Origin of the sequence: Nonomuraea jiangxiensis (genome assembly GCF_900099965.1) — a bacterium.
In the GTDB taxonomy this organism is placed as follows: domain Bacteria; phylum Actinomycetota; class Actinomycetes; order Streptosporangiales; family Streptosporangiaceae; genus Nonomuraea; species Nonomuraea jiangxiensis.
Genome location: NZ_FNDJ01000011.1, coordinates 84,003 through 106,441, shown reverse-complemented (window position 1 = coordinate 106,441; position 22,439 = coordinate 84,003). Strand labels below are relative to the sequence as shown.

Here is a 22,439-nt window from a genome sequence, read left to right as displayed (position 1 = left end):
TCAGCCCTTGGCCGCCAGCAGGTTGTTGACCTTGGTCTCGGCGTCCTTGAGCAGGTCGTCGATGTTGGCGTCCTTGCGGCTCAGCACGGCGGACATGGGCACGTCGAGGACGGCGTAGATCTCCTGGGCGTGCATCGGCTCGGCCTTGGGCGCGATGGACGCGGCGGAGTCGACGTAGGACTGGTAGTTCTCGACCGGCAGGGAGGCGTTCTTCACGCGGTCGGCCTGGATGGCCTTGCCGGTGGGAGAGTCTCCGTAGACGGCGTTGTCGGGCACGCCGACCGGGTTGCCGATGGCCTTGCCGCGGGCGAAGTCGAAGCGGCCCTTGCCGACGGTGTTGAAGCGGAAGTCGATCCACTCCATGCCCGCCTTGACCTCGTCAGGGGTGGCCTTCGGGTTGATCATGTACGCCTCGCCGCCGCTCAGCGACGCCTTGGCCTCGGGGAGGGCGGTGATGCCGTAGTCGGCGGTCTTGCCCTTGAACTTGGTGACCACGTCGGTGACCACGTCAGGGGCGCCCAGCATCATGCCGACCTTGCCGCCGCCCATGGCGACCATGAGCGACTCCCAGCCGATCAGCAGTTTGTTGCCCATGCTGTTGTCCACCCAGCGCATGTCGTGCAGCGTCTGCAGGACGGCCTTGCCCTCGGGGGAGTTGAAGGCGGCCGTCTTGTTGTCAGCGCTCAGGACCTCGCCGCCGCGGCCGTAGATGGCCTGGGTGAAGTGCCAGCCACCGGTGTTCCCGCCGGAGTACTCGCCGTAGCCGACGTAGTCCGAGCCGAGCCCGGCGATCTTCTTGGCCGCCTCACGCACCTCGGCCCACGTCTTGGGCGGGTTGTTGGGGTCGAGCCCGGCCTGGGTGAACAGGGCCCGGTTGTAGACCAGGCCGACGCCGTAGAGGACGTTCGGGACGCCGTAGACCTTGCCGTCCTTGGTGACCAGCTCGCGGGCGTCGGCGCGCAGGTCGTTCCAGTTCTTGATCGAGCTGGTGTACTGCGTGATGTCGAGCGCCTGGCCCTGGCCGATGACGTCGTTGTAGTTGGTCACGGGCACCACGAAGACGGTCTCCATCTGGCCGCCCGCCAGCTTGGGACCGAACGTCTTGGGGTCGAAGCACGGCTGCTGGTCCGTGCTCTTGACCGTCACGCCGGGGTGGGCCTTCATGAACGTGGCCACGTCGTCATCCCAGGCCTGCCGTTCCTTGGGCGCGGTCCTGGCGGGCTGGCAGGCCACCGTGATCGTCACGGCTTTGGCGCCGCCGGCGGAAGGAGTGGCAGGTTCACCCGAGCCGCAACCCGTGGCCACGAGCCCGATCACGGTGGCGAGCAAGAGTCCGGTGGATCTCTGCATGGTCTGACCCTTCTGATGCGAGGTGCCCACACCATAGGATCGCCACCCTGAACCCGCAAGATTTCGACTTCATATTGCAAGATAACGACTGAATCACGCTCAGGCCTTGGCCCGGGTCGTGGAGGCTCTGACCACCAGCTCCGGCTCGAAGAGCAGCTCGTCCGCGGGCACCGCCGCCTTGTCGATCTGCGCGACCAGGAGGTCCACCGCGGCCCGGCCCATGGCGTCGATCGGCTGGCGGACCGTGGTCAGCGGCGGCTCGGTGCAGTTCATCAGCGCGGAGTCGTCGAAGCCGATGACCGAGATGTCGTCCGGCACCGAGAGCCCGGCGCGGCGGGCGGCCCTGACCGTGCCCAGCGCGAGCAGGTCGCTGGCGCAGATGACTCCGGTGACCCCGCGCCTGACCAGCCGGGTGGAGGCCGCGTGGCCGCCTTCGAGGGAGAACATCGTGTGCTCGACCAGCTCCGGGTCGCCGCCCGCCGCCTGGAACTTCTCCAGCTTGCGCCGCGAGGGCATGTGGTCCTTGGGCCCGAGCACCATGCCGATCCGGTCGTGGCCGAGCGCGCGCAGGTGGGCGAGCGCCATCTCGGCGGCCACCACGTCGTCGCACGACACCTGTGGGAAGTCGAGGTGCCGGACGGCGGCGTTCACCAGGACCGTGGGGAGCTTGCGCTCGTGCAGCAGCTCGTAGTGCCCGTGCGAGGCGTCGGCCTGGGCGTACAGGCCGCCGGCGAAGACGACGCCGCTGACCTGTTGCTGGAGCAGGAGGTCGACGTAGTCGGCCTCGGAGACGCCGCCGAGCGTGCGGGTGCACAGCACCGAGGTGAACCCCTGCTGGGCCAGGGCGCCGCCGACCACCTCCGCGAAGGCGGGGAAGATCGGGTTCTGCAGCTCGGGGAGCACCAGGCCGACCAGCCGGGCCCGGTCGCCGCGCAACTGGGTCGGGCGCTCGTAGCCGAGCACGTCGAGTGCGGTGAGCACCGCCTCGCGGGTCGCGTCGGACACCCCGGGCTTGCCGTTGAGCACGCGGCTCACGGTCGCCTCACTCACTCCGACCTTCTTGGCCACCTCTGCGAGTCGTCGCGTCATGCGCAAACTATACGGCCTGGAGCGCAAGCGCTTGCAATGGCTTACGTGGATCGGACGTCGAACCTTGCACCGCGACCAGGGCGGTCTTCCTGCTGATTCCGCCGTCCTGACCAGGGCCGGAGGACATCACTCACCAAGTGCAGTCAGTCAAAGGTTTGCGAAATCTCGTCGGAATATTGCGGCTATGTGCATGACATCTTATGGTTCGGCCAACCGACTCCGCCGAAGGGCCATCCCCCATGAGAGCTCTCTTAGCCGCCCTTACGTTACTCATCGGTGTCCTGGTCGCGCCTGCCGCGGCTTCCGCGCAAGCTGACACCAACCTGGCCGCCGGCAAGGCCGCCACCGCGAGCAGCTCCACCGGCGTCTACGGCGCCGCGAACGTCACCGACGGCAACCAGGCCACCTACTGGGAATCGGCCAACAACGCCTTCCCGCAGTGGGTCCAGGTCGACCTCGGCGCGAGCGCCAGCGTCAACCGGCTCGTGCTCAAGCTGCCCACGGGCTGGCCGAGCCGCACCCAGACCCTGACCGTGCAGCACAGCGCCACCGGGTCACCGTTCAGCACGCTGGTGGCCTCGGCCACCTACACCTTCAACCCGACGGCGACGATCACCTTCGCCGCCACCACCACCCGCTACGTCCGGCTGCAGATCACCGCCAACACCGGCTGGCCGGCCGGGCAGCTGTCCGAGTTCGAGGTCTGGGGCACCGGCACCGGCAACCCGCCGACCGGCGGCGACAACCTCGCCCCCGGCAAGCCGGTGACCGCCTCCTCCCACACCCACACCTTCGTCCCGGCCAACGCCAACGACAACAACCTGCAGACCTACTGGGAGGGCGCCGCCTACCCCAACACCCTCACCGTGCAGCTCGGCGCCAACGCCGACCTGACCTCGGTCACCCTCAAGCTCAACCCGGACCCCGTCTGGGGCCGGCGCACGCAGACCATTCAGGTGCTGGGCCGTGAGCAGAGCGCGAGCGGGTTCACCTCCCTCGTCTCCGCGGCCACGTACACGTTCGACCCGGCCACCGGCAACTCCGTGACCATCCCGGTCACCGCCAAGGTCGCCGACGTGCGGCTGCAGATCACCGCCAACTCCGGCGCGCCCGGCGGGCAGGTGGCCGAGTTCCAGATCTTCGGCACGCCGGCGGCCAACCCCGACCTGACGGTCTCGAACCTGACCGCCGCGCCGGGCTCGCCGGTCGAGACCGACGCCGTGACGCTGTCGGCTACGGTCAGGAACGCCGGCACCGTCGGCTCCGGCGCGACCTCGGTCAACTTCTACGCGGGCACCACCAAGGTCGGCACGGCCGGTGTGGGCGCGCTCGCCGCCGGAGCGTCGACCACCGTGTCCGCAAATATCGGGACAAGGGATGCCGGTACGTACCAGCTGTCCGCCAAGGTGGACGAGGACAACCAGGTCATCGAGCAGAACGAGACCAACAACACCGCCACCGGCACGCTGACCGTGCGCCCGGTCGACACGGCCGACCTGATCGCCTCCCCCGTCGCCTGGACGCCCGGCAACCCCGCCGCGGGCAACTCCGTGACGTTCTCGGTGGCGATCAGGAACCAGGGCACGGTCGCCGCGTCGTCCGGCTCCCACGGCATCACGCTCTCCGTCGTGAACGCCTCCGGCTCCGTCGTCCAGACGCTGACCGGCTCGATCAGCGGCGCCATCGCCCCCGGCTCGACCACCGCCCCGGTGAACCTGGGCACCTGGACGGCCGCCAACGGCAGGTACACGATCAGGACCGTGCTCGCGGCCGACGCCAACGAGCTGCCGGTCAAGCGGGCCAACAACACCAGCGAGCTGCCCCTGTTCGTGGGCCGCGGCGCGAACATGCCGTACGACACGTACGAGGCCGAGGACGCCGCGATCGGCGGCGGCGCCGCCCGCGTCGGCCCGAGCAGGGACATCGGCACCATCGCCGGCGAGGCCTCCGGGCGGCGCGCGGTGACGCTGAACCAGAACGGCGCCTACGTCGAGTTCACCACCAGAGCGCCCACGAACACGCTGGTCACCCGCTTCTCCATGCCCGACGCTCCGGGCGGCGGCGGGCTCAACTCCACCCTGAACGTCTACGTCAACGGCACGTTCCTCAAGGCGATCAACCTGACCTCCCGCTACGCCTGGCTCTACGGCGCCGAGGCCAGCCCGAACAACTCCCCTGGCTCCGGCCCGCCCCGGCACATCTACGACGAGGCGAACACGATGCTGGGCAGCACCGTGCCGGCCGGCAGCAGGATCAGGCTGCAGAAGGACGCGGCCAACCCGCACACGTACGCGATCGACTTCGTCGACTTCGAGCAGGTGGCGCCGATCGCCAACCCGGACCCGGCGAGATACGCCGTACCGGCCGGATTCACCCACCAGGACGTGCAGAACGCGCTCGACCGGGCCCGCATGGAGACCAACCTGGTCGGCGTCTACCTGCCCCCGGGTGACTACCAGACCTCCAGCAAGTTCCACGTGTACGGCAAGTCCGTCCGGATCGTCGGCGCCGGCCCGTGGTACACCAGGTTCTTCGCGCCCACCGGCCAGGACAACACCGACGTCGGCTTCCGCGCGGAGGCCACGGCCAACGGCTCGACGTTCGCGAACTTCGCCTACTTCGGCAACTACACCTCGCGCATCGACGGCCCCGGCAAGGTGTTCGACCTGTCGAACGTGGCGAACCTCACCATCGACAACATCTGGGTCGAACACCAGATCTGCATGCTGTGGGGGACCAATACCGACAACCTGACGATCAGGAACTCGCGCATCAGGAACGTGTTCGCCGACGGCCTGAACATGACCAACGGCAGCACCGGCAACCACGTCACCAACATCGAGACGAGGTCCACCGGCGACGACAGCTTCGCGCTGTTCTCGGCCATCGACAACAACTCCGGCCAGCAGTTCGGCAACGTCTACGAGAACCTGACCTCGCTGCTCACCTGGCGGGCCGCGGGCATCGCCGTGTACGGCGGCTACGACAACACCTTCAGGAACATCTACGTGGCCGACACGCTGACCTACCCCGGCGTGACGATCAGCTCGCTGGACTTCGGCATCCCGATGCACGGGTTCGGGGCCAGCCCGCCGACGACCTTCGACAACATCTCGCTGGTGAGAGCCGGCGGGCACTTCTGGGGACAGCAGACGTTCCCGGCCCTGTGGATCTTCTCCTCCTCGAAGGTGTTCCAGGGCATCCGGGTCAGCAACCTGGACATCGTGGACCCGACGTACAGCGGGATCATGTTCCAGACCGGCTACTCCGGCGGCGCGCCGCTGAACCCGATCACGGACACGGTGTTCACGAACGTGTCGATCACCGGGGCGCAGAAGAGCGGTGACGCCTTCGACGCCAAGTCCGGGTTCGGGATCTGGGTGAACGAGATGCCCGAGCCCGGCCAGGGCCCCGCGGTCGGCTCGGCGACCATCAACAACCTACGCATGAGCAACAACGCGCAGAACATCAAGAACACGACCTCGACCTTCACGCTCACGACCAACTAGCTCACGCCCGACTGCTGACTAGAGCTCGTCCCTGGTCGGCAACCCCTGCCAGTCGCTCACGCTGGTCACCGCGGCGGCGCTCAGCAGCGCCCCGCGGTGCAGGCGTTCCTGGGGGGTGAGGCCGTCGAGGGCGGCGCTGATGTAGCCGGCCGCGAAGGCCTCGCCCGAGCCCGCCGTGTCCACCACCGGGACCTGCCAGCCCGGCACGTCGTAGCGCATGCGGTCGGCCCGCACGCTGGCGCCCTTCGCACCCCGGTCCACCACGACCTCGCGCTCCGGGGTGAGGGCGGGCTTGACCAGGTCGAGCTCGTCCTGGCGGAGGAAGAGCAGGTGGGAGTCGCAGGCCAGCTCGCCGAGCACCCGCTCCGCGTCGCGTACCGACGGCCAGAAGTCGGGGACGTACTCGACCGCGAAGGAGATCACCACGTCGGCGTTCTTCGCGGCGCTGACGGCGACCCGTACGGCCTCCAGCGCTTCCCTGCCCAGGCCCGCCGTGAGACCCGTGACGTGGAGCATCTTGGCGGACGCGACGCGGTCGATCGGCACGTTGCCCGGCGAGAGGCGGGAGCCCGCCGAACCGGTGCGGTAGTGGGTGACCTTGAGCTCCCTGGCCACGTGGCCGTCCCTCAGGAGCAGCCCCGTGGGCAGCCCCTCCGACACGCGCACGTCCGCGACGTCCACGCCCTCGCCCCGCAGCACGGTGAGCGCTCTGGCGCCCAGTTCGTCGCCGCCGACCTTGCCCAGGTAGGCGGCCCGGTGCCCGAGTCTGGCCAGGGCGACGGCCAGGGTGAACTCGGGCCCGCAGACGTCCAGCCTGGCCTCGCTCTCATGACGGACCCGGCCGCTGGAGACGACGCCCACCGGCTCGCCGAGCGTGTAGACGTCGGTCATGGGATCGACTCTAGTGGATCAAGATTGACCAAAACGGATTTTCCGGCAGAAGCGCAGGTAAACACCGTGATCAAATATTTTCGGGTAACTTTAGCCAACCTTTTCCTCGTCCAGTGCCTCTAAGGAGTAGTGGGGTCGGCCACCCCGGGCCGGCACCTTGTCAATACGGGGAGAGGAATCAGCACCCTCATGAGAAAGATCGCAGTAGGCATTATTTCCGCCATGGTCGGCGGGGCCATGTTGGTCACGGGCGCGGGCGCCGCCTCCGCCTCCACGTCCTCCTCCGCGGAGCTGCGGATCCGCGACATCTCGCCGAACCCGGTCGTGGTCAAGGCCGGCGGCGAGACGAAGGCGTACTTCGACATCGGCGCCAGCCGCGACGTCAGGCGGGTGGAGCTCAGCGTGGCGCCCGTCGAGGGCGTCCACACCATGAGCGCCAAGAGCATCAGGGACCTCCACAACTGGCGCTACTCCGTCGCCTTCAACGACAGCGACCCGGCCGGCAAGTGGAAGGCCACCGCGGTGGCGTTCGACCGCGCCGGCAAGGAGATCGCCAAGGACGACTCCTTCTTCACGCTCGTCGTCCGTAAGCAGGCCGACACCCGCGTCTCCCTGGACGCCGACCCGTCCAAGATCCGCAAGGGCCGGCACATCCACTTCGAAGGCGCCCTGCAGGTCAAGGACCGCCGCTGGGAAGGCGTGCGCGGGCAGAAGGTGAACATCTACTACCGCCAGAGCGGCTCCAGCGTCTGGAAGTGGGTCGCCTCGGACTACACCTCCTGGGGCGGCAAGTACAGCGCCGAGACCCGTGCCTACAAGAGCGGCACGTTCAAGGCGGTGTACGGCGGCAACAGCAAGCTGCAGGACAGCACGAGCCGTTACGACTACGTGCGGGTCTACCGGTAAATCCGCTAGTCAGCAGCACCGCGGGCCCGACTCCCTCTTGGGGGCCGGGCCTCCGGCTTTCCGGGGGCCCGGACCTGCGAGAGGCCGTGAAAGTCATCACGTGAGGGGTAGCGTCCCGGTATGGAGCTGCTCAAGGATTTCAACCCGTTCGACATCTTCGACCGGGAAGCCGCCAGGCTCGACCGGTTCTTCGCGGGGCTTGACGAGGCCGGCTGGGAGCGGCCCTCCCGCTGCGCAGGCTGGTCGGTCCGTGACGTGCTCGGGCATCTGGCCGGTGAGGAGCTGTACAACCACGCCTGCCTCGACGGCGATGTGCAGGATCTGCTGACCCGGCTGGCGCGCGCGGGGGTGAGCGGGTTCAACGACTTCAACGAGTGGTCCGTACGGCAGCGCCGCGGCAAGCCGGTCGAAGAGGTGCTGGAGGAGTGGCGGGAGCGGAACGGCGAGACGCGCAGGCGCATGCGGGCGCTCGGGCCGGACGGCCTGCTCGACACGATGGCCGGGCCGTACCCGGCGGGCCGGCAGGCCTTCCACTACGACTCCGAGTACGCCACCCACGCCGACGACGTCGGCGCTCCCGTGGCCGAGGAGGAGATCGACGACCGGACGGCGTGGCGGGTGGCGGTGGGCCGGTTCGCCCTGGCCGAGCAGGAGGCCAAGGTGCAGGTCGAGCAGACGGCCGAGCAGATCTGGGCGGCCGTGGACGGGGTCAACGCCACGTTGTCGTACCCGGAGTTCGTGGAGGCCACGGTGGGGCGGCTGGGCGGCGACTCCCGGCTGGACCCGCGGATCGTCTCCGCTCTGAGGTGCCTGGCCTGAGGGAGGCTCGTCATGTGGCTGCGTAACCGGCAGGGCACGGAGCCAGTGAGCGCGCGCAGCCCGGTGCGCGCCCGGCGGATCCTGTCCTGGATCGCGCTGGTGCTGGGTGTCGTGATCGCGGTGGTCTTCGTCGTGCTGGCCATGCGTACGGGGGAAGAGGTCTGGCGCTGGGAGGCCGCCATCGCGGCGGCGGTGGCCCTGGTGGCCGCCATCGACCTTGCGGTGCTGCGGCACCGCCGCTGAGCGGCTCCGACGCCCAGGCCGCCGTTTCAGGTCGTCAGTACGGCCAGCAGCAGCAGGACGATCAGCAGGCCACCGATCGAGAAGATCATCCAGACGTGGGCCAGAGCCCACACGCGCAGTCGCTCTCCGTAGGCCTGGGGAAAGGTGTTGCCCTCCCCCTCGATCTTGTTGATAGCCGCGACGCGCTGGGCCAGCTCGGGGTCCTCCCGCTCGAGCGCCTGCTCGATCTCAGCGAGAATGCGGCGTTCCCTTCCAGAGAGACTCATCGCGATCACCATTGCTCTCACGCCGGTGCCTGCGTTTTACCCACCAGTAGCCCGAGCATGCCCGTCTCTTGAAGCGGCGCTAGTGCGGGAACGCCTTGGGCGGGCGCGGCGCCACCTCCTCCCGGAACGCCTCGACGGCGGCGACGTCTGCCGCATGGCCTAGATCGACATGAGAGGGTTGATGAACAACTGGCTGCCCCGGGGCCTGCCGGTGAAACGCACCTCGCCGAACTCGCCGCGTACAGCGGCCGCGATGGACCCGTTCACGATGCCGGCCTCCTGGCCGTCGAAAACCCCTGCCCGCGCCGGCGGCTCGTCCTCGCCGGGCGGACAGGGGTGATCGCAACTGCGGGTGGGTGCGGTCAGCGCTTGCCGTAGCGCTGGTTGAAGCGCTCGACGCGGCCGGCGGTGTCGAGGATGCGGCCACGGCCCGTATAGAAGGGGTGGCTCGCCGACGACACGTCCACGTCGATGACCGGGTACGTCCTGCCGTCCTCCCACTCGATCGTCCTGTCACTGGTCAGGGTCGAGCGGGTCAGGAAGGCGAATCCGGCGCTCGGGTCGCGGAAGACGACCGGCCGGTACGCGGGGTGCAGGTTCTTCTTCATGTCCCCTTGAACCGAGCGACAACGGTTTTCATTCCCGCGCTTCGGGATCGAGTCCGAGCACCGTCCGGCCGCCGTCCACCGGGATGGTCGCGCCGTTGACGAAGGCGGCCTCGTCCGACAGGAGGTGGGCCACGACGGAGGCCACCTCGGCGGGCACGGCGACGCGGCCCAGGGGGTGCAGCGTCGCCAGTTGCTCCTCGACGGCCCCGGCCGCCTCCGGGGTCTGCGCGGCCAGGAACGCCTCGTACCGCTCCGTGGCCACCGATCCCGGCGCCACGGCGTTGACCCGGATGCCGCGCCTGCCGTACTCGACGGCCAGTGCCCTGGTCAGGCCCTCGACGGCGGCCTTGGCGGTCGAGTAGGGCAGGCTGCCGGGGACCGGCCTGGTGGCCTGATGGGAGGTGACGTTGACGATGGCGCCGGGCGTACCTGAGCGCAGGAAGTGGCGGACTGCGGTGGCGCAGCCCACGACGGCGAGATCGAGGTTCGCCGCGATCAGGGCTCTGACCTCGGCGATCGGGGCCGTGTGGAGGGAGGCGTCGCGGAAGACGGCCGCGTTGTTGACCCAGCCCGCCAGCGTGCCCGCCCGCGCGGCCAGGTCGGCGGCCCGGGCGGCGACCTCCTCGTCGGCCGCGTCCCCGATCAGGGGGATGACCCTGGGGCCGGCCCAGGCCAGGGCGTCGGGGTCGCGTTCGAGGGCGACGACGGTGTTCCGCTCGCCGAGCAACCGTTCGACCACGGCCTTCCCGATGCCACGCCCGCCACCGGTCACCACATAGGAAAGAGTCATGGGAACGACGTTATTGTGCGATATTCCCGGGAAATCCGGCCAATCATAGTGACCTTTATCACCGTATTTCCGGAGAGTGAACGGGAACCATTCCAAGCGTGATCGCCACACCCGAGCTGAAGTCGCCCGCTCGGTTGATCGGCGCACTCGCGATCACGCAGACCGCCGGATACGGCGTTCTCTATTACGCCTTTTCCGTCTTCATTCCGCCGATGTCCGAGGACCTGGACGCCGGGGTCGCGCAGCTCACCGGGGCGATCACGCTGGCCGTGCTCGTGTCGGGGCTGGTGGCGCCCGCCATCGGGCGGCTGCTGGACCGGCGCGGCGGGCGCGGGCTGATGACGGCGGGCTCCGTGCTGGGGTCGCTGGCGGTGCTGGCCTGGTCGCAGGTGAGCTCGGTGGCGCAGCTGTACGTGGTGTGCGGGGTGCTGGGGGTGGCCTCGGCGATGGTGCTGTACGAGGCGGCGTTCGCGGTGATCGTGGCCTGGTTCGACGCGGCGCGGCGGGCGCGGGCGCTGCTGGCGGTGACGGTGGTGGCGGGGTTCGCGTCGAGCATCTTCCTGCCGCTGACGGGGTTCCTGGTCGACCGGTACGGGTGGCGGCAGGCGCTGGTCCTGCTGGCCGCCGGGTACGCGGTGGTCGCCGTGCCCCTGCACGGGCTGGCCGTACGCCACCGGCCGGTGGCCGGCTCCGGTGACCGGCGGCAGATCGTGGGGACCGCCGTGCGCGAGCGGCCCTTCTGGCTGCTGGCGGCGGCCTTCCTGACGCAGACGGGCGCGGTGGCGGTGATGGGGGTGCTCCTGGTCACGTACCTGATCGCGCTGGGCCATCGGCCGGTGTTCGCCGCGAGCGTGGCCGGGCTGCTCGGGGTGCTGTCGGTGACCGGGCGGCTGGTGACCACGGGGCTGCAGGCCCGGTGGCGGGTGGCGTTGGTCACGGCGGTCATGTTCGGGCTGCAGGGGCTGGCGGCGGTGCTGCTGCCGCTGGTCGGCCGGAGCGTGCCGGGTGCCGTGGCGGCCGTGGTGCTGTTCGGGCTGGGGTTCGGGGTGGGGACGATCGCCCGGCCCGCGCTGCTGACCGGCCGGTACGGGAGCACCGCGTACGCGTCGTTGAGCGGGGCGCTCGCGTTGCCGATCACGGTGGCCAAGGCGGTCGCGCCGCTGCTGGCGGCCGGGATCGCGCAGTTCGTGGGGTATCCGGCGGTCATGGCGGCGGTGGCGGCGGCGTGCGCGCTGGGCGCGTTGTCCCTGGTCGCCTACGATCGGGGCGACCGGGCCGAGGAGGCGCCCGCCTGATCGGCCGTGTGCGAGCATGGGAGCACCCGGGTCCGGGCGCCGATCGCCGACGGCGAACCCGCTGCCTAACCGGCGATGCCCCGCCCGCCGAACACGTAAGGTAGCCGCATGGATACCCCCATCGAGGTTCTGCACCGCGTGTTCGGCTACGACTCGTTCAGGGCGGGTCAGCAGGAGATCATCGACCAGGTCGTGGCCGGGGGTGACGCGCTCGTCCTCATGCCCACCGGCGGCGGCAAGTCTCTCTGCTACCAGATCCCCGCCCTGGTGCGCCCCGGTGTGGGGGTCGTCATCTCGCCCCTGATCGCGCTCATGCAGGACCAGGTGGACGCGCTGCGGGCGCTCGGCGTGCGGGCGGGGTTCCTCAACTCCACGCAGGACTTCGACGAGCGGCAGCTCGTGGAGGCCGAGTTCCTGGCGGGCGAGCTCGACCTGCTCTACCTCGCGCCGGAGCGGCTGCGCGTCGATGCCACGATGCGGCTGCTGGCCAAGGGCGAGATCTCGGTGTTCGCCATCGACGAAGCCCACTGCGTGTCCCAGTGGGGCCACGACTTCCGCCCCGACTACCTGGCGCTCTCCGAGCTGCACGAGCGCTGGCCCGACGTGCCGCGCATCGCCCTGACCGCCACCGCCACCCCGGCCACCCACGCCGAGATCTCCACCAGGCTCGGCCTCGACCAGGCCCGTCACTTCGTCGCCAGCTTCGACCGGCCCAACATCCACTACCGCATCACGCCCAAGAGCGAGCCCAAGCGGCAGCTGCTGGAGTTCCTGCGCACCGAGCATCCGGACGAGTCCGGCATCGTCTACTGCCTGTCGCGGTCCTCGGTCGAGAAGATCGCCGAGTTCCTGGTGGACAACGGCATCGCGGCGGTGCCGTACCACGCGGGGCTCGACGCCCGCACCCGCGCCCTGCACCAGGCCCGCTTCCTGCGGGAGGACGGGCTGATCGTGGTGGCCACGATCGCCTTCGGCATGGGCATCGACAAGCCCGACGTGCGTTTCGTCGCCCACCTCGACCTGCCCAAGTCGGTGGAGGGCTACTACCAGGAGACCGGGCGGGCCGGGCGCGACGGGCTGCCCGCCACCGCCTGGATGGCCTACGGGCTGCAGGACGTGGTGCAGCACCGGCGGATGGCCATGGAGGGCGACGAGGCGCACCGCCGCCGCCAGGTGCTCCATCTGGACGCCATGCTGGCGCTGTGCGAGACCGTGGGCTGCCGCCGGGTGATGCTGCTCGACTACTTCGGCCAGAAGGGCTCCGAGCCCTGCGGCAACTGCGACACCTGCCAGACGGCCCCGGAGTCGTGGGACGGCACGGTCCCCGCCCAGAAGGTGCTCTCCACCGTGCTGCGGCTGGCCAGGGAGCGGCGGCAGAAGTTCGGGGTGGGGCAGGTGGTGGACATCCTCCTCGGCAAGAAGACCGCCAAGGTGCTGCAGCACGGCCACGACACGCTGACCGTGTTCGGCGTGGGGTCCGAGCTGGGCAACACGGAATGGCACGGGGTGGTGCGCCAGCTCCTGGCCCAGGGCCTGCTGGCGGTCGAGCCCGCCCACGGGGCCCTGGTGCTGACCGACGACAGCGCGGCGGTGCTCCGCGGCCAACGCGAGGTCCTGCTCCGCCGCGACACCCTCCGCCCGGCCCGCACCAAGTCCACCACCACCGGCCCCGCCAAGCCACGCCAGGCGGTAGACCTGTCCCCCGAGGCCGCCCCCGTCTTCGAACGCCTGCGTGCCTGGCGCGCGGCGGCGGCCAAGGAGCAGGGGGTCCCCGCCTACGTCATCTTCCACGACGCCACGCTCCGCGAGATCGCGGCCACATCCCCGACCACGCTGGCGGAGCTGAGCCAGGTGAACGGGGTCGGTGAGAACAAACTGGCCAAATACGGGGAGCAGGTACTGAAAACGCTCCACGAAGCCGCCTGAGGCCCGTCCCACCACGGAGGCGACCAACGCCCGCCTACCGCTGCGCGGGGCCAGAACGCCTACTGTGGTACGGGGTCCGCACACCTACTGTGGGATTGGGGTCGCACACCCACTATGAGGCGGGGGCCGCACACCTACCGTGGGGCTGGGATGGCACGCCTACCTAAGGCGAGGGCCGCACACCACCGTGGCGCTGGGATGGCACGCCTACCGTGAGGCAAGGGCCGGCCGCACACCCACCGTGGGATTGGGATCGCACGCCCACCGTGAGGCGAGGGCCGCACACCCACCGGGGGGCTGGGATCGCACGCCCACCGTGAGGCGAGGGCCGCACACCCACCGCGGGGATGGGATCGCACCCCTCCGTGGGAGTGAGGCGGCACGCCTACCGGCGGCGGGGGGCCGCACGCCTACCGCCGGGCCGCACGTCTGCCGTCAGGTAGGGGCCGCTCTGGGTGAGCTTCGTGCCGGCAGTTCGGGAGATGCGCGCTACAGCACCCCATACCGGCGACACCTCACGCGCGGCTGTCATTGGCCCGTACCCCGCTAGCCTGCACGCGGTAACACGTCCGCCGATGCCCGCGCGCTCGCCGTGCCGGTCGCGGACAGCGCAACCCTCGCTGCGCTCGCGACCGACGTTCCTCGCGATCCGCCGCAACGATGGTGGCACGACGTCGTGGGCCCGCGCTGAGCCCGCGCCGGGACAAGCGGCGCCCCTCGGCCCGCCACGCCCTCTTGTGGGCGCCCACCCCACTCACCCTCGCCAACGCCACTCCCGCCGCTCAGGGGATGCCCAACTGGCGGCGTTGCAGGGACGTGAGCGTGGCGTGAGCGGGGGCTCAGGAACGTTGCGTCGCAGGGTCATAAGCGTGGCTTGGGCGGGGTCGTGCGTGTGCTCGGGCGAGGTCGTGCATGTACTCGGGCGAGGTCGTTAGTGCGGCGTGGTGGCGCGTTGTGTGGTGAGGCCCAGGAGCGTTGCGTGGTGGCGTCGTGCGTGCGGCCTGGTGGCGTCGTGAGAGTGCGAGCGTAGTGCGGGCCCGAGTCCCGCCCAGCGGCGTCGTGAGTGCAGGCGTAGTGCGGGCGTGGGTGCCGCCCGTGGCCTCGTGAGCGCGAGCGTAGTGCGGGCCCGAGTCCCGCCCAGCGGCGTCGCGAGTGCGAGCGTAGTGGGGTCGTGGGTGCCACCGGGTGCCCTCGCGAGTGCGAGTGTCGTGGGTGCGGCGGGGTGGCGTCGTGGCTGCGGGCGTGGTGGGGCTGAGCGCCCGCGTTGGTGGAGCGTTGCGTGGCGGGGGGCCATGAGTGCGGCGTGGTGAGGGGCTGGGTTGGGCCCGGTGGCGTGGCGTTGTGAGTGCGGGCGTAATGGGGCCTGCGTGCGGGCGTGGTGGAGGCTGAGTGCCCGTGGGGCCTCGTGAGTGCAGGCGCGGTGGGGACCTGAGCGCGCGTGGTGGGGGCATTGCGCGGTGGGGGCTGTGGGTGCGGCGTGGTAGCGGGGCTGGGTTGGGCCTGGTGGCTTTTCGGGGTGGGGGCCGTAGTGCGGCTGGTGGAGGGCCGGGTGGGGGCCGTAGTGCGGCCGGGTGGGGGCCGTAGTGCGGCCGGGTGGGGGCCGTAGTGCGGCCTGGTGGAGGGCTGGGTGGGTGGTGTCAGCGAGGGGGTGTGGTGATGGTGGCGTCGGCGGGAGGGTGTGGTGGTGGCGACGGCCGCACGAAGAACGGTCGTCGCCACCACGTTGAGCGGCCTGGTCGCGGTGGTCGGCCTGGGTGTCCGCTGACCGGGCCGGACGGTTTCGTGCCCCTGGCGCCGTGGTCGGAATGGTGGCCGGTGGGCCCTTCGCGCTTTTCAGCGTGTCGGCCGAACATGTGAATTTCGGCGGAGAGGTGCGGCTGGATGAGTGGCATGGCTTGGCGTACAGGATGATCGTACGGCGTGTTGGCCGGAAATGCGGGGTGGGGTGGAGTTCCTCGCGCGCGGTCGGGTGTGTCGGCTGGTCAGGGGTGGGGGCGCCAGTCGGGGTCGCGGCCGAGGTAGGCGAGGAGATGGTCCTGGGCGGGGGCGCATGGCGGGACTGTGAGTGGTGATGCGAATCTGGCCGGGCGGTCCGACCTCGTGATGAACAGGAGGGCCAGATCGAGCAACTCCTCGGCCATGAGCGGGGGGATCGGGTGGTGCTCGCCGCAGGCTTTCGAGACGTCCCAGCCGTGGATCGTGATCTCGATCGCGCCGACTGCGGCCACCATGGGGCTCGTCAGATGGCGGTCCGCGATGAGGATCGGATCGCTCGTGAGCATGCCCGTCCAGCGGCCGAGCAGTTCTCTGGCGCCGTCGCGGAGGGCGAGGGCCGGGTTGGGGTTGGGGGCGTGAGGGGGCGGCGGGTTTGGGGTGATCTGGCCGGAGGCGGCCTCGCTGAGCGCCTGGAAAGCGTCGTTCACGTGGTCTAGGAGCTCTTGTAGGTTCCAGTCGGCGCAGGGCGTGGTGCGGCAGAGGGCGGCCGGGGTCACGACGCGCAGGCTGCCGAGTGTGTAGTTGATCGCGCGTTCGAGCAAAGCCGTGCCTGCGATCATCGCCTTTCTGTACTCGGCGACAGCGGCCGCGTCGGCCGGCGCCCGCCCGCACTCGCCCGCCCTCCCGAAAGACCCCTGCCTGGCAGGCCCCTGCGTGGTAGGCCCGCTCCCGGACGCCGCCCTCTCGGACGCCGCCCTCTCGGACGCCGCCCTCTCGGATGCCGCCCTCCCGGACGGTGCCCTCCCCGAAGGTCCCTGCCTGGACTCCGCCGTCGCGGATGGTGCCCTCCTCGATGGTGCTCTCCCGGACGGCGTCCCCTCAGACGGGGCTCCCTCAGACGGGGGCCTCTCAGGCGGTGGCGTCTTGGAAGGCGTCTGCTCGGGCTCCGCTGTCTGTCCGCTGCCGCCAGTCCCACCCGCTGGCCCCCATTCGGGGTCCGCTGGTCGCCCGGGTTCGGCCGCTTCGCCGGCCGGTGCCTGGTCCCTCCTGGCGATCGCCCGCCCGGGTTCGTCCGCCTCGTCGGCTGATGCCTGGACGCGGGCGTCGGTCCCCTGGGGCCACGCGCGATCAGAGGCGCCAGCCGCCCGGGGCCACACACCTTGCGGGTCGGCCACCGCCCCGCGCCACCCACCCTGCGAGCCCCCCGCCGCCCCGGGCCACGCACCCTGCGAGCCGCCCGCCGACTGAGGCCATCTGCCCTGCGGGTCGGCCGCCGTCTGGGGGCATGTGCCTCGGGAGTTGCTCGTCCCTGTGGGGTGGGTGTTGTCCCGGGTGCTTGGCGGTGGGGGTTGTGCTTGTCGCCAGGTGCTCGTGGTTCGGGGCCACGGCTGTGTGAAGTCGGCCGGTCCCTTGGCTGAGATCCATCCACCCTCGCGCATATCGCCTCCTCGTGGATGAGGACCCGCGTGCAGGTGAAAAATCATCGGCTTGGGGATGAGTTCTTGGCGCGGTGCCCGGTCGGGTAGATCATCGTACGCTGGGGGTCGGAGCGAAAGGATCTGCCATGAGCGTGCTCAGCAGGCTGTTCGACCGATTCCTCGGGCTTCCGAAGGCCACGACCCCGGCGATCGAGGTCACCCGGGGCCTGGACGTGCCGATGCCGGACGGTGTGGTGTTGTCGGCCGACCGTTATCGCCCGCGCGGGGCCGGGCCGCTGCCCGTGGTGCTGGTGCGCACCCCGTACGGCAAGCACCAGCTCCTGAGCAAGGGCATCGCGGGGGTGCTGGCCAGGCGTGGCATGCAGGTGGTGGTGCAGGACACCCGGGGCACCTTCGGTTCCGGCGGGCGGTTCTCGGCCTTCCACCAGGAGAGGGACGACGGGCTGGCCACGGCCGCCTGGCTGCGGGAGCAGCCATGGTGTGACGGGAAGCTGGCGATGACGGGGGCCAGTTATCTGGGGTACACGCAGTGGGCGGTCGGTCCCTACCTCGATCCGCCGCTGGAGGCGATGTGCCTGGGGATCACGGCCAGCGAGTTCACCACGTCGTTCTACCCGGGCGGGGTGCTCGCCCTGCACAACATGCTGACCTGGGCGGCCCTGATCGGCACGCAGGAGGAGGCGCGGCTGGGCGGCCTGCTGCCGGACCCAAGGCGGCAGCGCCGGTTGCGCCGGGCCATGGCGCACGTGCCGATCAGCACGTCCGACGTGGCGGCGATCGGCAAGGAGGTGCCGTTCCTGCGTGAGGTGACGGGTCATGCCGAACCGGGGGACGACTTCTGGTCGGGCACCGAGCACAACTCCGCCCTGGCCAAGTTGTCGACGCCGACGAGCATGGTCACCGGGTGGTGGGACCTGTTCCTGCCCGCGCAGCTACGCGACTTCGCGGCCTTGCGGGAGGCCGGGCGGCACAGCCGGATCGTGATCGGGCCGTGGGGCCACGACCTGGACGCGATCCGGGCGCTGCTGATCGACCAGGTGTCCTGGCTCTCTGCCCACCTGCTCGACGGCCCCACCCCGACGAACCGCTCCCCCGTACGGCTCTACCTGCAGCGGGCCGGGCGGTGGCTCGACTTCGACCGGTGGCCGCCCGCGCAGTCCACGCCCACGTCGCTCTACCTGCTGCCCCATCGGGGGCTCGGCTGGGAGTCGCCGCCCGACGGGAGCGCTTCGGCCACGTTCACGTACGACCCCGCCCATCCCACCCGGTCCAGCGGCGGGCCACTGCTGGACGTGCGGCAGTCGAAGCAGCGCGACAACCGGCAGACCGAGCTCCGCTCCGACGTGCTGGTCTACACGGGCCAGCCGCTGCCCCGCGACCTCGACCTGGTCGGTCCCGTCACGGCGACCGTGTACGTCCGCACCGACACCGGCCACGCCGACCTCTTCGTCCGGCTGTGCGACGTCGACCTGGCCGGGGTGTCGCGCAACGTCACGGACGGCATCGTCCGGCTGCCCTCGGAGACGGGAGAGGTCAAGGTGGAGGTCGAGTTGCACCCGACGGGATACCGGTTCAAGCTCGGGCACCGGCTGAGGGTGCAGGTGGCGGGCGGGGCGTTTCCCCGGTTCGCGCGCAATCACGGGACCGGGGAGCCGGTGGGACGGGCCGTGCGGACCCGGACCACGCGGTTCGAGGTCTTCCAGGACGCCGGCCGTCCGTCGATGCTGACGCTGCCCGTGCTGGACGATGACGCACCCACCCCGGACAACCACTGATGAAGCGTTGGAACCTCCTGCCCTGATCGGGAGTAGTCAGGGCGAGGAGGTTCGATGAGAGTGTCGATGGTTCGGGTGGCGGCCGCCGTTCTCGTGGCGGCCGGGATGGCTGGATGTGCCGTGGAGGCACCGGTGGCAGCCCGGGGCTCTGCCGCGCCATCCCCCGCCACCCCGACTCCGATGATCACCAAGGCCGGGTGCGACAGCTCCCAGGTGCTCACGGGGGCGGGGTTCCCGGAGGTGCGGGGGACGGCTCGGGACGCCACGCTGTGGGGGCTGCTGTTCGTCGGCGCCCCGCCGATCAGACGGGGCGAGCAGACCAAGATCGTGTGGCGGATGACGGGTGAGGGACCGGTGCGGGTCGAGGCCACGCTCCCCGACGGGACCGCCGCCAAGCTGCTCTGGGGGCCGGAGGAACACGAAGGTTCGACCTGGCGACGGCCGGGCGACGAGTGGGGCACGGGGTTCGTCTTCCCCAGGGCCGGGTGCTGGAAGATCCAGCTCACCCGTACGCGCGGCTCCGGCCACGTCTGGCTCGCCGTCCGCTAGGTCGGCAAGGCGCGGTCCACGAATGTTGTCACGTCGTCCAGCACCTCGTCCCTGTTGGTCTCGTTGAACACCTCGTGCCTGGCCCCCGGATAGATGCGTTCGGTGAGGTTCGGGCCCTTGGTGGCCTCGATGCCGGAGCGGCTGCCCGCCAGCGGGACGAGCGCGTCGTCGGCCCCGTGCACCCACAACGTGGGCAGCGCCCCCAGCCGCCCGCTCTTGGCGATCTCCGCGAGGGTCGTGGCGAGCGCCTCCAGGGTGGGACGCTTGAACGGGCCGTGCCACACCAGCGGGTCCTCCTCGTACGCGGTGCCCACCGAGGGGTCACGGGACAGGGTGGCGGGGTCGATGGGGGTGTGGGGCGGCTCCTCGTACGCCAGCAGGGTGGTGAGGACCTCCCACTCGCCGATCACCGGGCCCGACAGCACCAGGGCGGTCAGGTCGTCGCCGTACCGCTGGGCGTAGCGGGTGGCGATCAGGCCGCCCATGGAGTGGCCGATGACCACGACGGGCACGCCGGGGTGGTCGGCCCTGGCCTGTCCCACCACGGAGTGCACGTCCGTTACCACGTCCTCGAAGTCCTCGATGTGCACCCTGTCGCCGTCCGACCTGCCGTGGCCCATGTGGTCAGGACCGTAGACGGCGGCGCCGTGGCGGACGAGCCGGTCGGCCACGTACTCGTAGCGGCCGATGTGCTCGCCGTACCCGTGCACGAGGACGGCGACGTAACGCGGCCGGTCATGGGGCCAGGCGCGGACCCTGTTGCGGCCCCGGGTTCCGATGAAGGTGTGCTCGCGTGACTCGGCCATGCTCACTCCTCGTTCGAAATTGCGGTGAGCGTACGATGCCCGCCGGTGATCGTCCATCTCCCGGGCCGCCACGACGTCCGAAAACCGCTGACTTTCCGCAGCTCGGCGGTGTTGTACCGAATATGGACACCCACACCACCACCGACGACCTGGCGCGGATCGCCGGCTACGACTGGGACGCGCTCGCGCGAGAGCTCGACGCCCACGGATGCGCGCTCACCCCGCAGATCCTCACGTCCGAGGAATGCCGCGAGATATCCGGCTTGTACGACGAGCCCGGCCTCTTCCGCGCCACCATCGACATGGAGCGGCACCGGTTCGGCGCCGGTCAGTACCGGTACTTCAGCCGGCCGCTCCCCCCGCTGGTCGAGAGCCTGCGGGCGGCGTTCTATCCGCGCCTGCTGCCGATCGCCCGCGACTGGGCGGCCCGGCTCGGCCGGCCCGCGCCCTGGCCCGACGACTTCGGCGAGTGGCTGGACATGTGCCACCGGGCCGGCCAGACCAAGCCGACGCCCATCCTGCTCCGCTACCGGGACAACGACTGGAACGCCCTGCACCGCGACCTGTACGGGGACCTGGTGTTCCCGCTGCAGGTCGTGATCGGGCTCGACCGGCCCGGCGCGGACTACGCCGGGGGCGAGTTCCTGCTGGTGGAGCAGCGGCCGAGGGCCCAGTCCCGGGGCACGGTGACCCTGCTGGAGCAGGGCCACGGGCTGGTCTTCACCACGCGCGACCGGCCGGTGCGCTCGGCGCGCGGCTGGTCGGCCGCTCCGGTGCGGCACGGCGTCAGCACCGTACGGTCCGGGCTGCGGCACACACTCGGCCTAGTCCTGCACGACGCCGGATGAAACCCAGGGCGCCCGAGCGGCCTCGGCCGAGGAGGAGACTGGAGGACATGGCCCAGCACGACGGAGCCGGCCCGGCCCAGCACCGGCGGAGGCGGGAGATCGCGCCCGGTGCGGTGCACGTGCCCGCCTGGCTCGACCTCGACGAGCAGCGCCACCTCGTCCGGGCCTGCCGCGAGTGGGCGACCGGCCCGGTGCCGATCCGGCACACCGTGCTCCCCCGGGGCGGCGTCATGTCCGTCCAAACGGTGTGCGTGGGCTGGCACTGGCAGCCTTACCGGTACACCCGGGTCGCCCACGACGTGAACGGCCGCCAGGTGGCCGGCTTCCCGGGCTGGCTCGCCGACCTTGGCCGCCGCGCCCTGTCGGACGCGTACGGCCGCCCCGCCGACGCCTACGAGCCGGACACCGCGCTGGTCAACTTCTACGACGGCCAGGCCAGGATGGGGATGCACCAGGACAAGGACGAGAAGTCCGATGCCCCGGTGGTGTCGCTGAGCATCGGCGACTCGTGCCTGTTCCGCTTCGGCAACACCGAGACGCGCGGCCGGCCGTACACGGACGTCGAGCTCGCCTCCGGCGACCTGTTCGTCTTCGGCGGGCCGGCCCGCTTCGCCTACCACGGCGTGCCGAAGGTCTATCCCGGCACCGGCGACCCCGCCACCGGGCTGGCCGCCGGCCGGCTCAACATCACGATGCGGGTCACTGGTCTAGGATGAGGTAGTCGAACTCGTCGTCCGACAGCGTGCGCCGCAGCGTCCGGAGCACCTTTCCCGGATCGTCCTGCGGGTGCTGCGCGTAGAACGGCTTGCCGTCGCGGCCGAAGGTGATCGCCGAGTTCCCCTCCCACGTGCCGAGCAGGTCGGCCGCGGGCTTGAACGCCTCCTCCGGCTCGAAGCCGAGCGTGCGCGCGTAGTCGATCGACCCGAACACCAGGTCCCTGGCCAGCTCGACCGGCGCCTCCTGCCAGCCCGCGTAGTCGCTGAAGAAGAACTCGCGGAACCGCCGCAGGTCCCGGTCGTCCAGCACGTCGGGACCGAGCGAGTTCTTCACGCCCAGGCAGTAGACGTCGGCCAGATAGCCGCAGACCGTCATCCGGTCCCACGTGTGGCGGCGGGCGAGGAGCACGCTCACCATGCCGCCCGTGCCCGCGTCCGGTTTCTCGTCCGCCCACCCGCGCGCGGGGTCCACGGTGAGCCCCTCGCTCCAGCCGACGTTGACCCAGCAGCCCACCACCTCGGGCTCGCCGGTCTCGGCGGTCTCGGCGGCGATGGCCCGCACGAGCGGCGCCACGACCGAGGGCGACACCCCCAGCTCCCTGGCTATCTGTTTGGGCGACCGGCCCCGCAGGCGCAGCTCGCGTACCTGGTCCTTCAGTTCCATTGGGGCAGCCTAGCC

General features: G+C 70.6%; 19 protein-coding genes. 10 read left to right on the top strand and 9 right to left on the bottom strand.

Going from position 1 to position 22,439, the window contains the following annotated elements; translation table 11 throughout:
- Positions 1–1,350, bottom strand: a complete 1,350-nt coding sequence (locus BLS95_RS24205; RefSeq protein ID WP_176993362.1) for an ABC transporter substrate-binding protein — start codon at positions 1,348–1,350, stop codon at positions 1–3.
- A gap of 99 nt (positions 1,351–1,449) precedes the next feature.
- A complete protein-coding gene (locus BLS95_RS24200) occupies positions 1,450–2,439 on the bottom strand; it encodes a LacI family DNA-binding transcriptional regulator (RefSeq protein ID WP_090935348.1) in 990 nt (329 codons plus the stop codon).
- A 239-nt stretch (positions 2,440–2,678) separates the two neighbouring features.
- Here BLS95_RS24200 and BLS95_RS24195 point away from each other — a divergent pair, with 239 nt between their 5' ends.
- Positions 2,679–5,948 (top strand): discoidin domain-containing protein, encoded by a 3,270-nt coding sequence (locus BLS95_RS24195; RefSeq protein ID WP_090935345.1) that lies wholly within the window; start codon positions 2,679–2,681, stop codon positions 5,946–5,948.
- 18 nt (positions 5,949–5,966) lie between these two features.
- Here BLS95_RS24195 and BLS95_RS24190 read toward each other — a convergent pair whose 3' ends face one another.
- Positions 5,967–6,839 carry a sugar kinase gene (locus BLS95_RS24190; RefSeq protein ID WP_090935342.1) on the bottom strand — a complete coding sequence of 291 codons (873 nt, stop codon included), beginning with the start codon at positions 6,837–6,839 and terminating at the stop codon, positions 5,967–5,969.
- A gap of 189 nt (positions 6,840–7,028) precedes the next feature.
- Here BLS95_RS24190 and BLS95_RS24185 point away from each other — a divergent pair, with 189 nt between their 5' ends.
- The 3 genes from BLS95_RS24185 to BLS95_RS24175 all read left to right on the top strand — a co-directional run bounded on the left by BLS95_RS24185 (position 7,029) and on the right by BLS95_RS24175 (position 8,807).
- Positions 7,029–7,745: a hypothetical protein gene (locus BLS95_RS24185; protein ID WP_143043856.1), complete on the top strand. Its 717-nt coding sequence runs from the start codon at positions 7,029–7,031 to the stop codon at positions 7,743–7,745.
- 120 nt (positions 7,746–7,865) lie between these two features.
- The gene (locus tag BLS95_RS24180) at positions 7,866–8,564 is read left to right on the top strand and encodes a maleylpyruvate isomerase family mycothiol-dependent enzyme (protein WP_090935336.1); all 699 of its coding nucleotides are present in this window, start codon (positions 7,866–7,868) and stop codon (positions 8,562–8,564) included.
- Positions 8,565–8,576: 12 nt separating this feature from the next.
- Positions 8,577–8,807, top strand: coding sequence for a DUF6343 family protein (locus BLS95_RS24175; RefSeq protein ID WP_090935334.1), 231 nt, complete (start codon positions 8,577–8,579; stop codon positions 8,805–8,807).
- A 26-nt stretch (positions 8,808–8,833) separates the two neighbouring features.
- On the opposite strand, the gene BLS95_RS24170 is transcribed toward BLS95_RS24175, so the two are convergent.
- The 3 genes from BLS95_RS24170 to BLS95_RS24160 all read right to left on the bottom strand — a co-directional run bounded on the left by BLS95_RS24170 (position 8,834) and on the right by BLS95_RS24160 (position 10,471).
- Complete coding sequence (locus BLS95_RS24170; RefSeq protein WP_143043855.1) at positions 8,834–9,073, bottom strand: DUF3040 domain-containing protein; 240 nt, start codon at positions 9,071–9,073, stop codon at positions 8,834–8,836.
- Positions 9,074–9,435: 362 nt separating this feature from the next.
- A complete protein-coding gene (locus BLS95_RS24165) occupies positions 9,436–9,681 on the bottom strand; it encodes a type B 50S ribosomal protein L31 (RefSeq protein ID WP_090935328.1) in 246 nt (81 codons plus the stop codon).
- A 28-nt stretch (positions 9,682–9,709) separates the two neighbouring features.
- Positions 9,710–10,471, bottom strand: a complete 762-nt coding sequence (locus tag BLS95_RS24160; protein WP_090935325.1) for an SDR family NAD(P)-dependent oxidoreductase — start codon at positions 10,469–10,471, stop codon at positions 9,710–9,712.
- 98 nt (positions 10,472–10,569) lie between these two features.
- Here BLS95_RS24160 and BLS95_RS24155 point away from each other — a divergent pair, with 98 nt between their 5' ends.
- Both BLS95_RS24155 and recQ read left to right on the top strand, forming a co-directional pair.
- Positions 10,570–11,766 carry an MFS transporter gene (locus BLS95_RS24155; protein WP_245765235.1) on the top strand — a complete coding sequence of 399 codons (1,197 nt, stop codon included), beginning with the start codon at positions 10,570–10,572 and terminating at the stop codon, positions 11,764–11,766.
- Between the two features lie 108 nt (positions 11,767–11,874).
- On the top strand, positions 11,875–13,692 hold the full coding sequence (gene recQ / locus BLS95_RS24150) for a DNA helicase RecQ (protein ID WP_090935322.1): 1,818 nt from the start codon (positions 11,875–11,877) through the stop codon (positions 13,690–13,692).
- Between the two features lie 1,982 nt (positions 13,693–15,674).
- Here recQ and BLS95_RS24145 read toward each other — a convergent pair.
- Positions 15,675–16,247 carry a maleylpyruvate isomerase family mycothiol-dependent enzyme gene (locus BLS95_RS24145; protein ID WP_090935319.1) on the bottom strand — a complete coding sequence of 191 codons (573 nt, stop codon included), beginning with the start codon at positions 16,245–16,247 and terminating at the stop codon, positions 15,675–15,677.
- Between the two features lie 944 nt (positions 16,248–17,191).
- Here BLS95_RS24145 and BLS95_RS24140 point away from each other — a divergent pair.
- Positions 17,192–18,841, top strand: a complete 1,650-nt coding sequence (locus BLS95_RS24140) for a CocE/NonD family hydrolase (RefSeq protein WP_218135964.1) — start codon at positions 17,192–17,194, stop codon at positions 18,839–18,841.
- 54 nt (positions 18,842–18,895) lie between these two features.
- Entirely contained in the window at positions 18,896–19,390 is a 495-nt protein-coding gene (locus BLS95_RS24135) for a hypothetical protein (protein ID WP_143043854.1), read from the top strand.
- Here BLS95_RS24135 and BLS95_RS24130 read toward each other — a convergent pair.
- The gene (locus BLS95_RS24130) at positions 19,387–20,196 is read right to left on the bottom strand and encodes an alpha/beta hydrolase (RefSeq protein WP_090935313.1); all 810 of its coding nucleotides are present in this window, start codon (positions 20,194–20,196) and stop codon (positions 19,387–19,389) included. The two genes, BLS95_RS24135 and BLS95_RS24130, sit on opposite strands and share 4 nt — an antisense overlap.
- A 122-nt stretch (positions 20,197–20,318) precedes the next feature.
- Between BLS95_RS24130 and BLS95_RS24125 the strand changes: the two genes are divergently transcribed.
- Together BLS95_RS24125 and BLS95_RS24120 are read left to right on the top strand one after the other, a co-directional pair.
- Positions 20,319–21,044 carry a 2OG-Fe(II) oxygenase gene (locus tag BLS95_RS24125; RefSeq protein ID WP_090935311.1) on the top strand — a complete coding sequence of 242 codons (726 nt, stop codon included), beginning with the start codon at positions 20,319–20,321 and terminating at the stop codon, positions 21,042–21,044.
- 47 nt (positions 21,045–21,091) lie between these two features.
- Positions 21,092–21,760 (top strand): alpha-ketoglutarate-dependent dioxygenase AlkB family protein, encoded by a 669-nt coding sequence (locus tag BLS95_RS24120; protein WP_090935308.1) that lies wholly within the window; start codon positions 21,092–21,094, stop codon positions 21,758–21,760.
- On the opposite strand, the gene BLS95_RS24115 is transcribed toward BLS95_RS24120, so the two are convergent.
- On the bottom strand, positions 21,744–22,424 hold the full coding sequence (locus tag BLS95_RS24115; protein ID WP_245765234.1) for a helix-turn-helix domain-containing protein: 681 nt from the start codon (positions 22,422–22,424) through the stop codon (positions 21,744–21,746). The two genes, BLS95_RS24120 and BLS95_RS24115, sit on opposite strands and share 17 nt — an antisense overlap.
- Positions 22,425–22,439: the final 15 nt, after the last annotated feature.

What these genes read in the sequence shown, in the direction of transcription:
- BLS95_RS24145 (WP_090935319.1), bottom strand. Translation starts at nt 16,247, where the DNA reads ATGATCGCAGGCACGGCTTTGCTCGAACGCGCGATCAACTACACACTC.
- BLS95_RS24185 (WP_143043856.1), top strand. Translation starts at nt 7,029, where the DNA reads ATGAGAAAGATCGCAGTAGGCATTATTTCCGCCATGGTCGGCGGGGCC.
- BLS95_RS24205 (WP_176993362.1), bottom strand. Translation starts at nt 1,350, where the DNA reads ATGCAGAGATCCACCGGACTCTTGCTCGCCACCGTGATCGGGCTCGTG.
- BLS95_RS24130 (WP_090935313.1), bottom strand. Translation starts at nt 20,196, where the DNA reads ATGGCCGAGTCACGCGAGCACACCTTCATCGGAACCCGGGGCCGCAAC.
- BLS95_RS24115 (WP_245765234.1), bottom strand. Translation starts at nt 22,424, where the DNA reads ATGGAACTGAAGGACCAGGTACGCGAGCTGCGCCTGCGGGGCCGGTCG.
- BLS95_RS24160 (WP_090935325.1), bottom strand. Translation starts at nt 10,471, where the DNA reads ATGACTCTTTCCTATGTGGTGACCGGTGGCGGGCGTGGCATCGGGAAG.
- BLS95_RS24140 (WP_218135964.1), top strand. Translation starts at nt 17,192, where the DNA reads ATGAGCGTGCTCAGCAGGCTGTTCGACCGATTCCTCGGGCTTCCGAAG.
- BLS95_RS24175 (WP_090935334.1), top strand. Translation starts at nt 8,577, where the DNA reads ATGTGGCTGCGTAACCGGCAGGGCACGGAGCCAGTGAGCGCGCGCAGC.
- BLS95_RS24135 (WP_143043854.1), top strand. Translation starts at nt 18,896, where the DNA reads ATGAGAGTGTCGATGGTTCGGGTGGCGGCCGCCGTTCTCGTGGCGGCC.
- BLS95_RS24125 (WP_090935311.1), top strand. Translation starts at nt 20,319, where the DNA reads ATGGACACCCACACCACCACCGACGACCTGGCGCGGATCGCCGGCTAC.
- BLS95_RS24195 (WP_090935345.1), top strand. Translation starts at nt 2,679, where the DNA reads ATGAGAGCTCTCTTAGCCGCCCTTACGTTACTCATCGGTGTCCTGGTC.
- BLS95_RS24180 (WP_090935336.1), top strand. Translation starts at nt 7,866, where the DNA reads ATGGAGCTGCTCAAGGATTTCAACCCGTTCGACATCTTCGACCGGGAA.
- BLS95_RS24200 (WP_090935348.1), bottom strand. Translation starts at nt 2,439, where the DNA reads ATGACGCGACGACTCGCAGAGGTGGCCAAGAAGGTCGGAGTGAGTGAG.
- BLS95_RS24165 (WP_090935328.1), bottom strand. Translation starts at nt 9,681, where the DNA reads ATGAAGAAGAACCTGCACCCCGCGTACCGGCCGGTCGTCTTCCGCGAC.
- BLS95_RS24190 (WP_090935342.1), bottom strand. Translation starts at nt 6,839, where the DNA reads ATGACCGACGTCTACACGCTCGGCGAGCCGGTGGGCGTCGTCTCCAGC.
- BLS95_RS24170 (WP_143043855.1), bottom strand. Translation starts at nt 9,073, where the DNA reads ATGAGTCTCTCTGGAAGGGAACGCCGCATTCTCGCTGAGATCGAGCAG.
- recQ (WP_090935322.1), top strand. Translation starts at nt 11,875, where the DNA reads ATGGATACCCCCATCGAGGTTCTGCACCGCGTGTTCGGCTACGACTCG.
- BLS95_RS24120 (WP_090935308.1), top strand. Translation starts at nt 21,092, where the DNA reads ATGGCCCAGCACGACGGAGCCGGCCCGGCCCAGCACCGGCGGAGGCGG.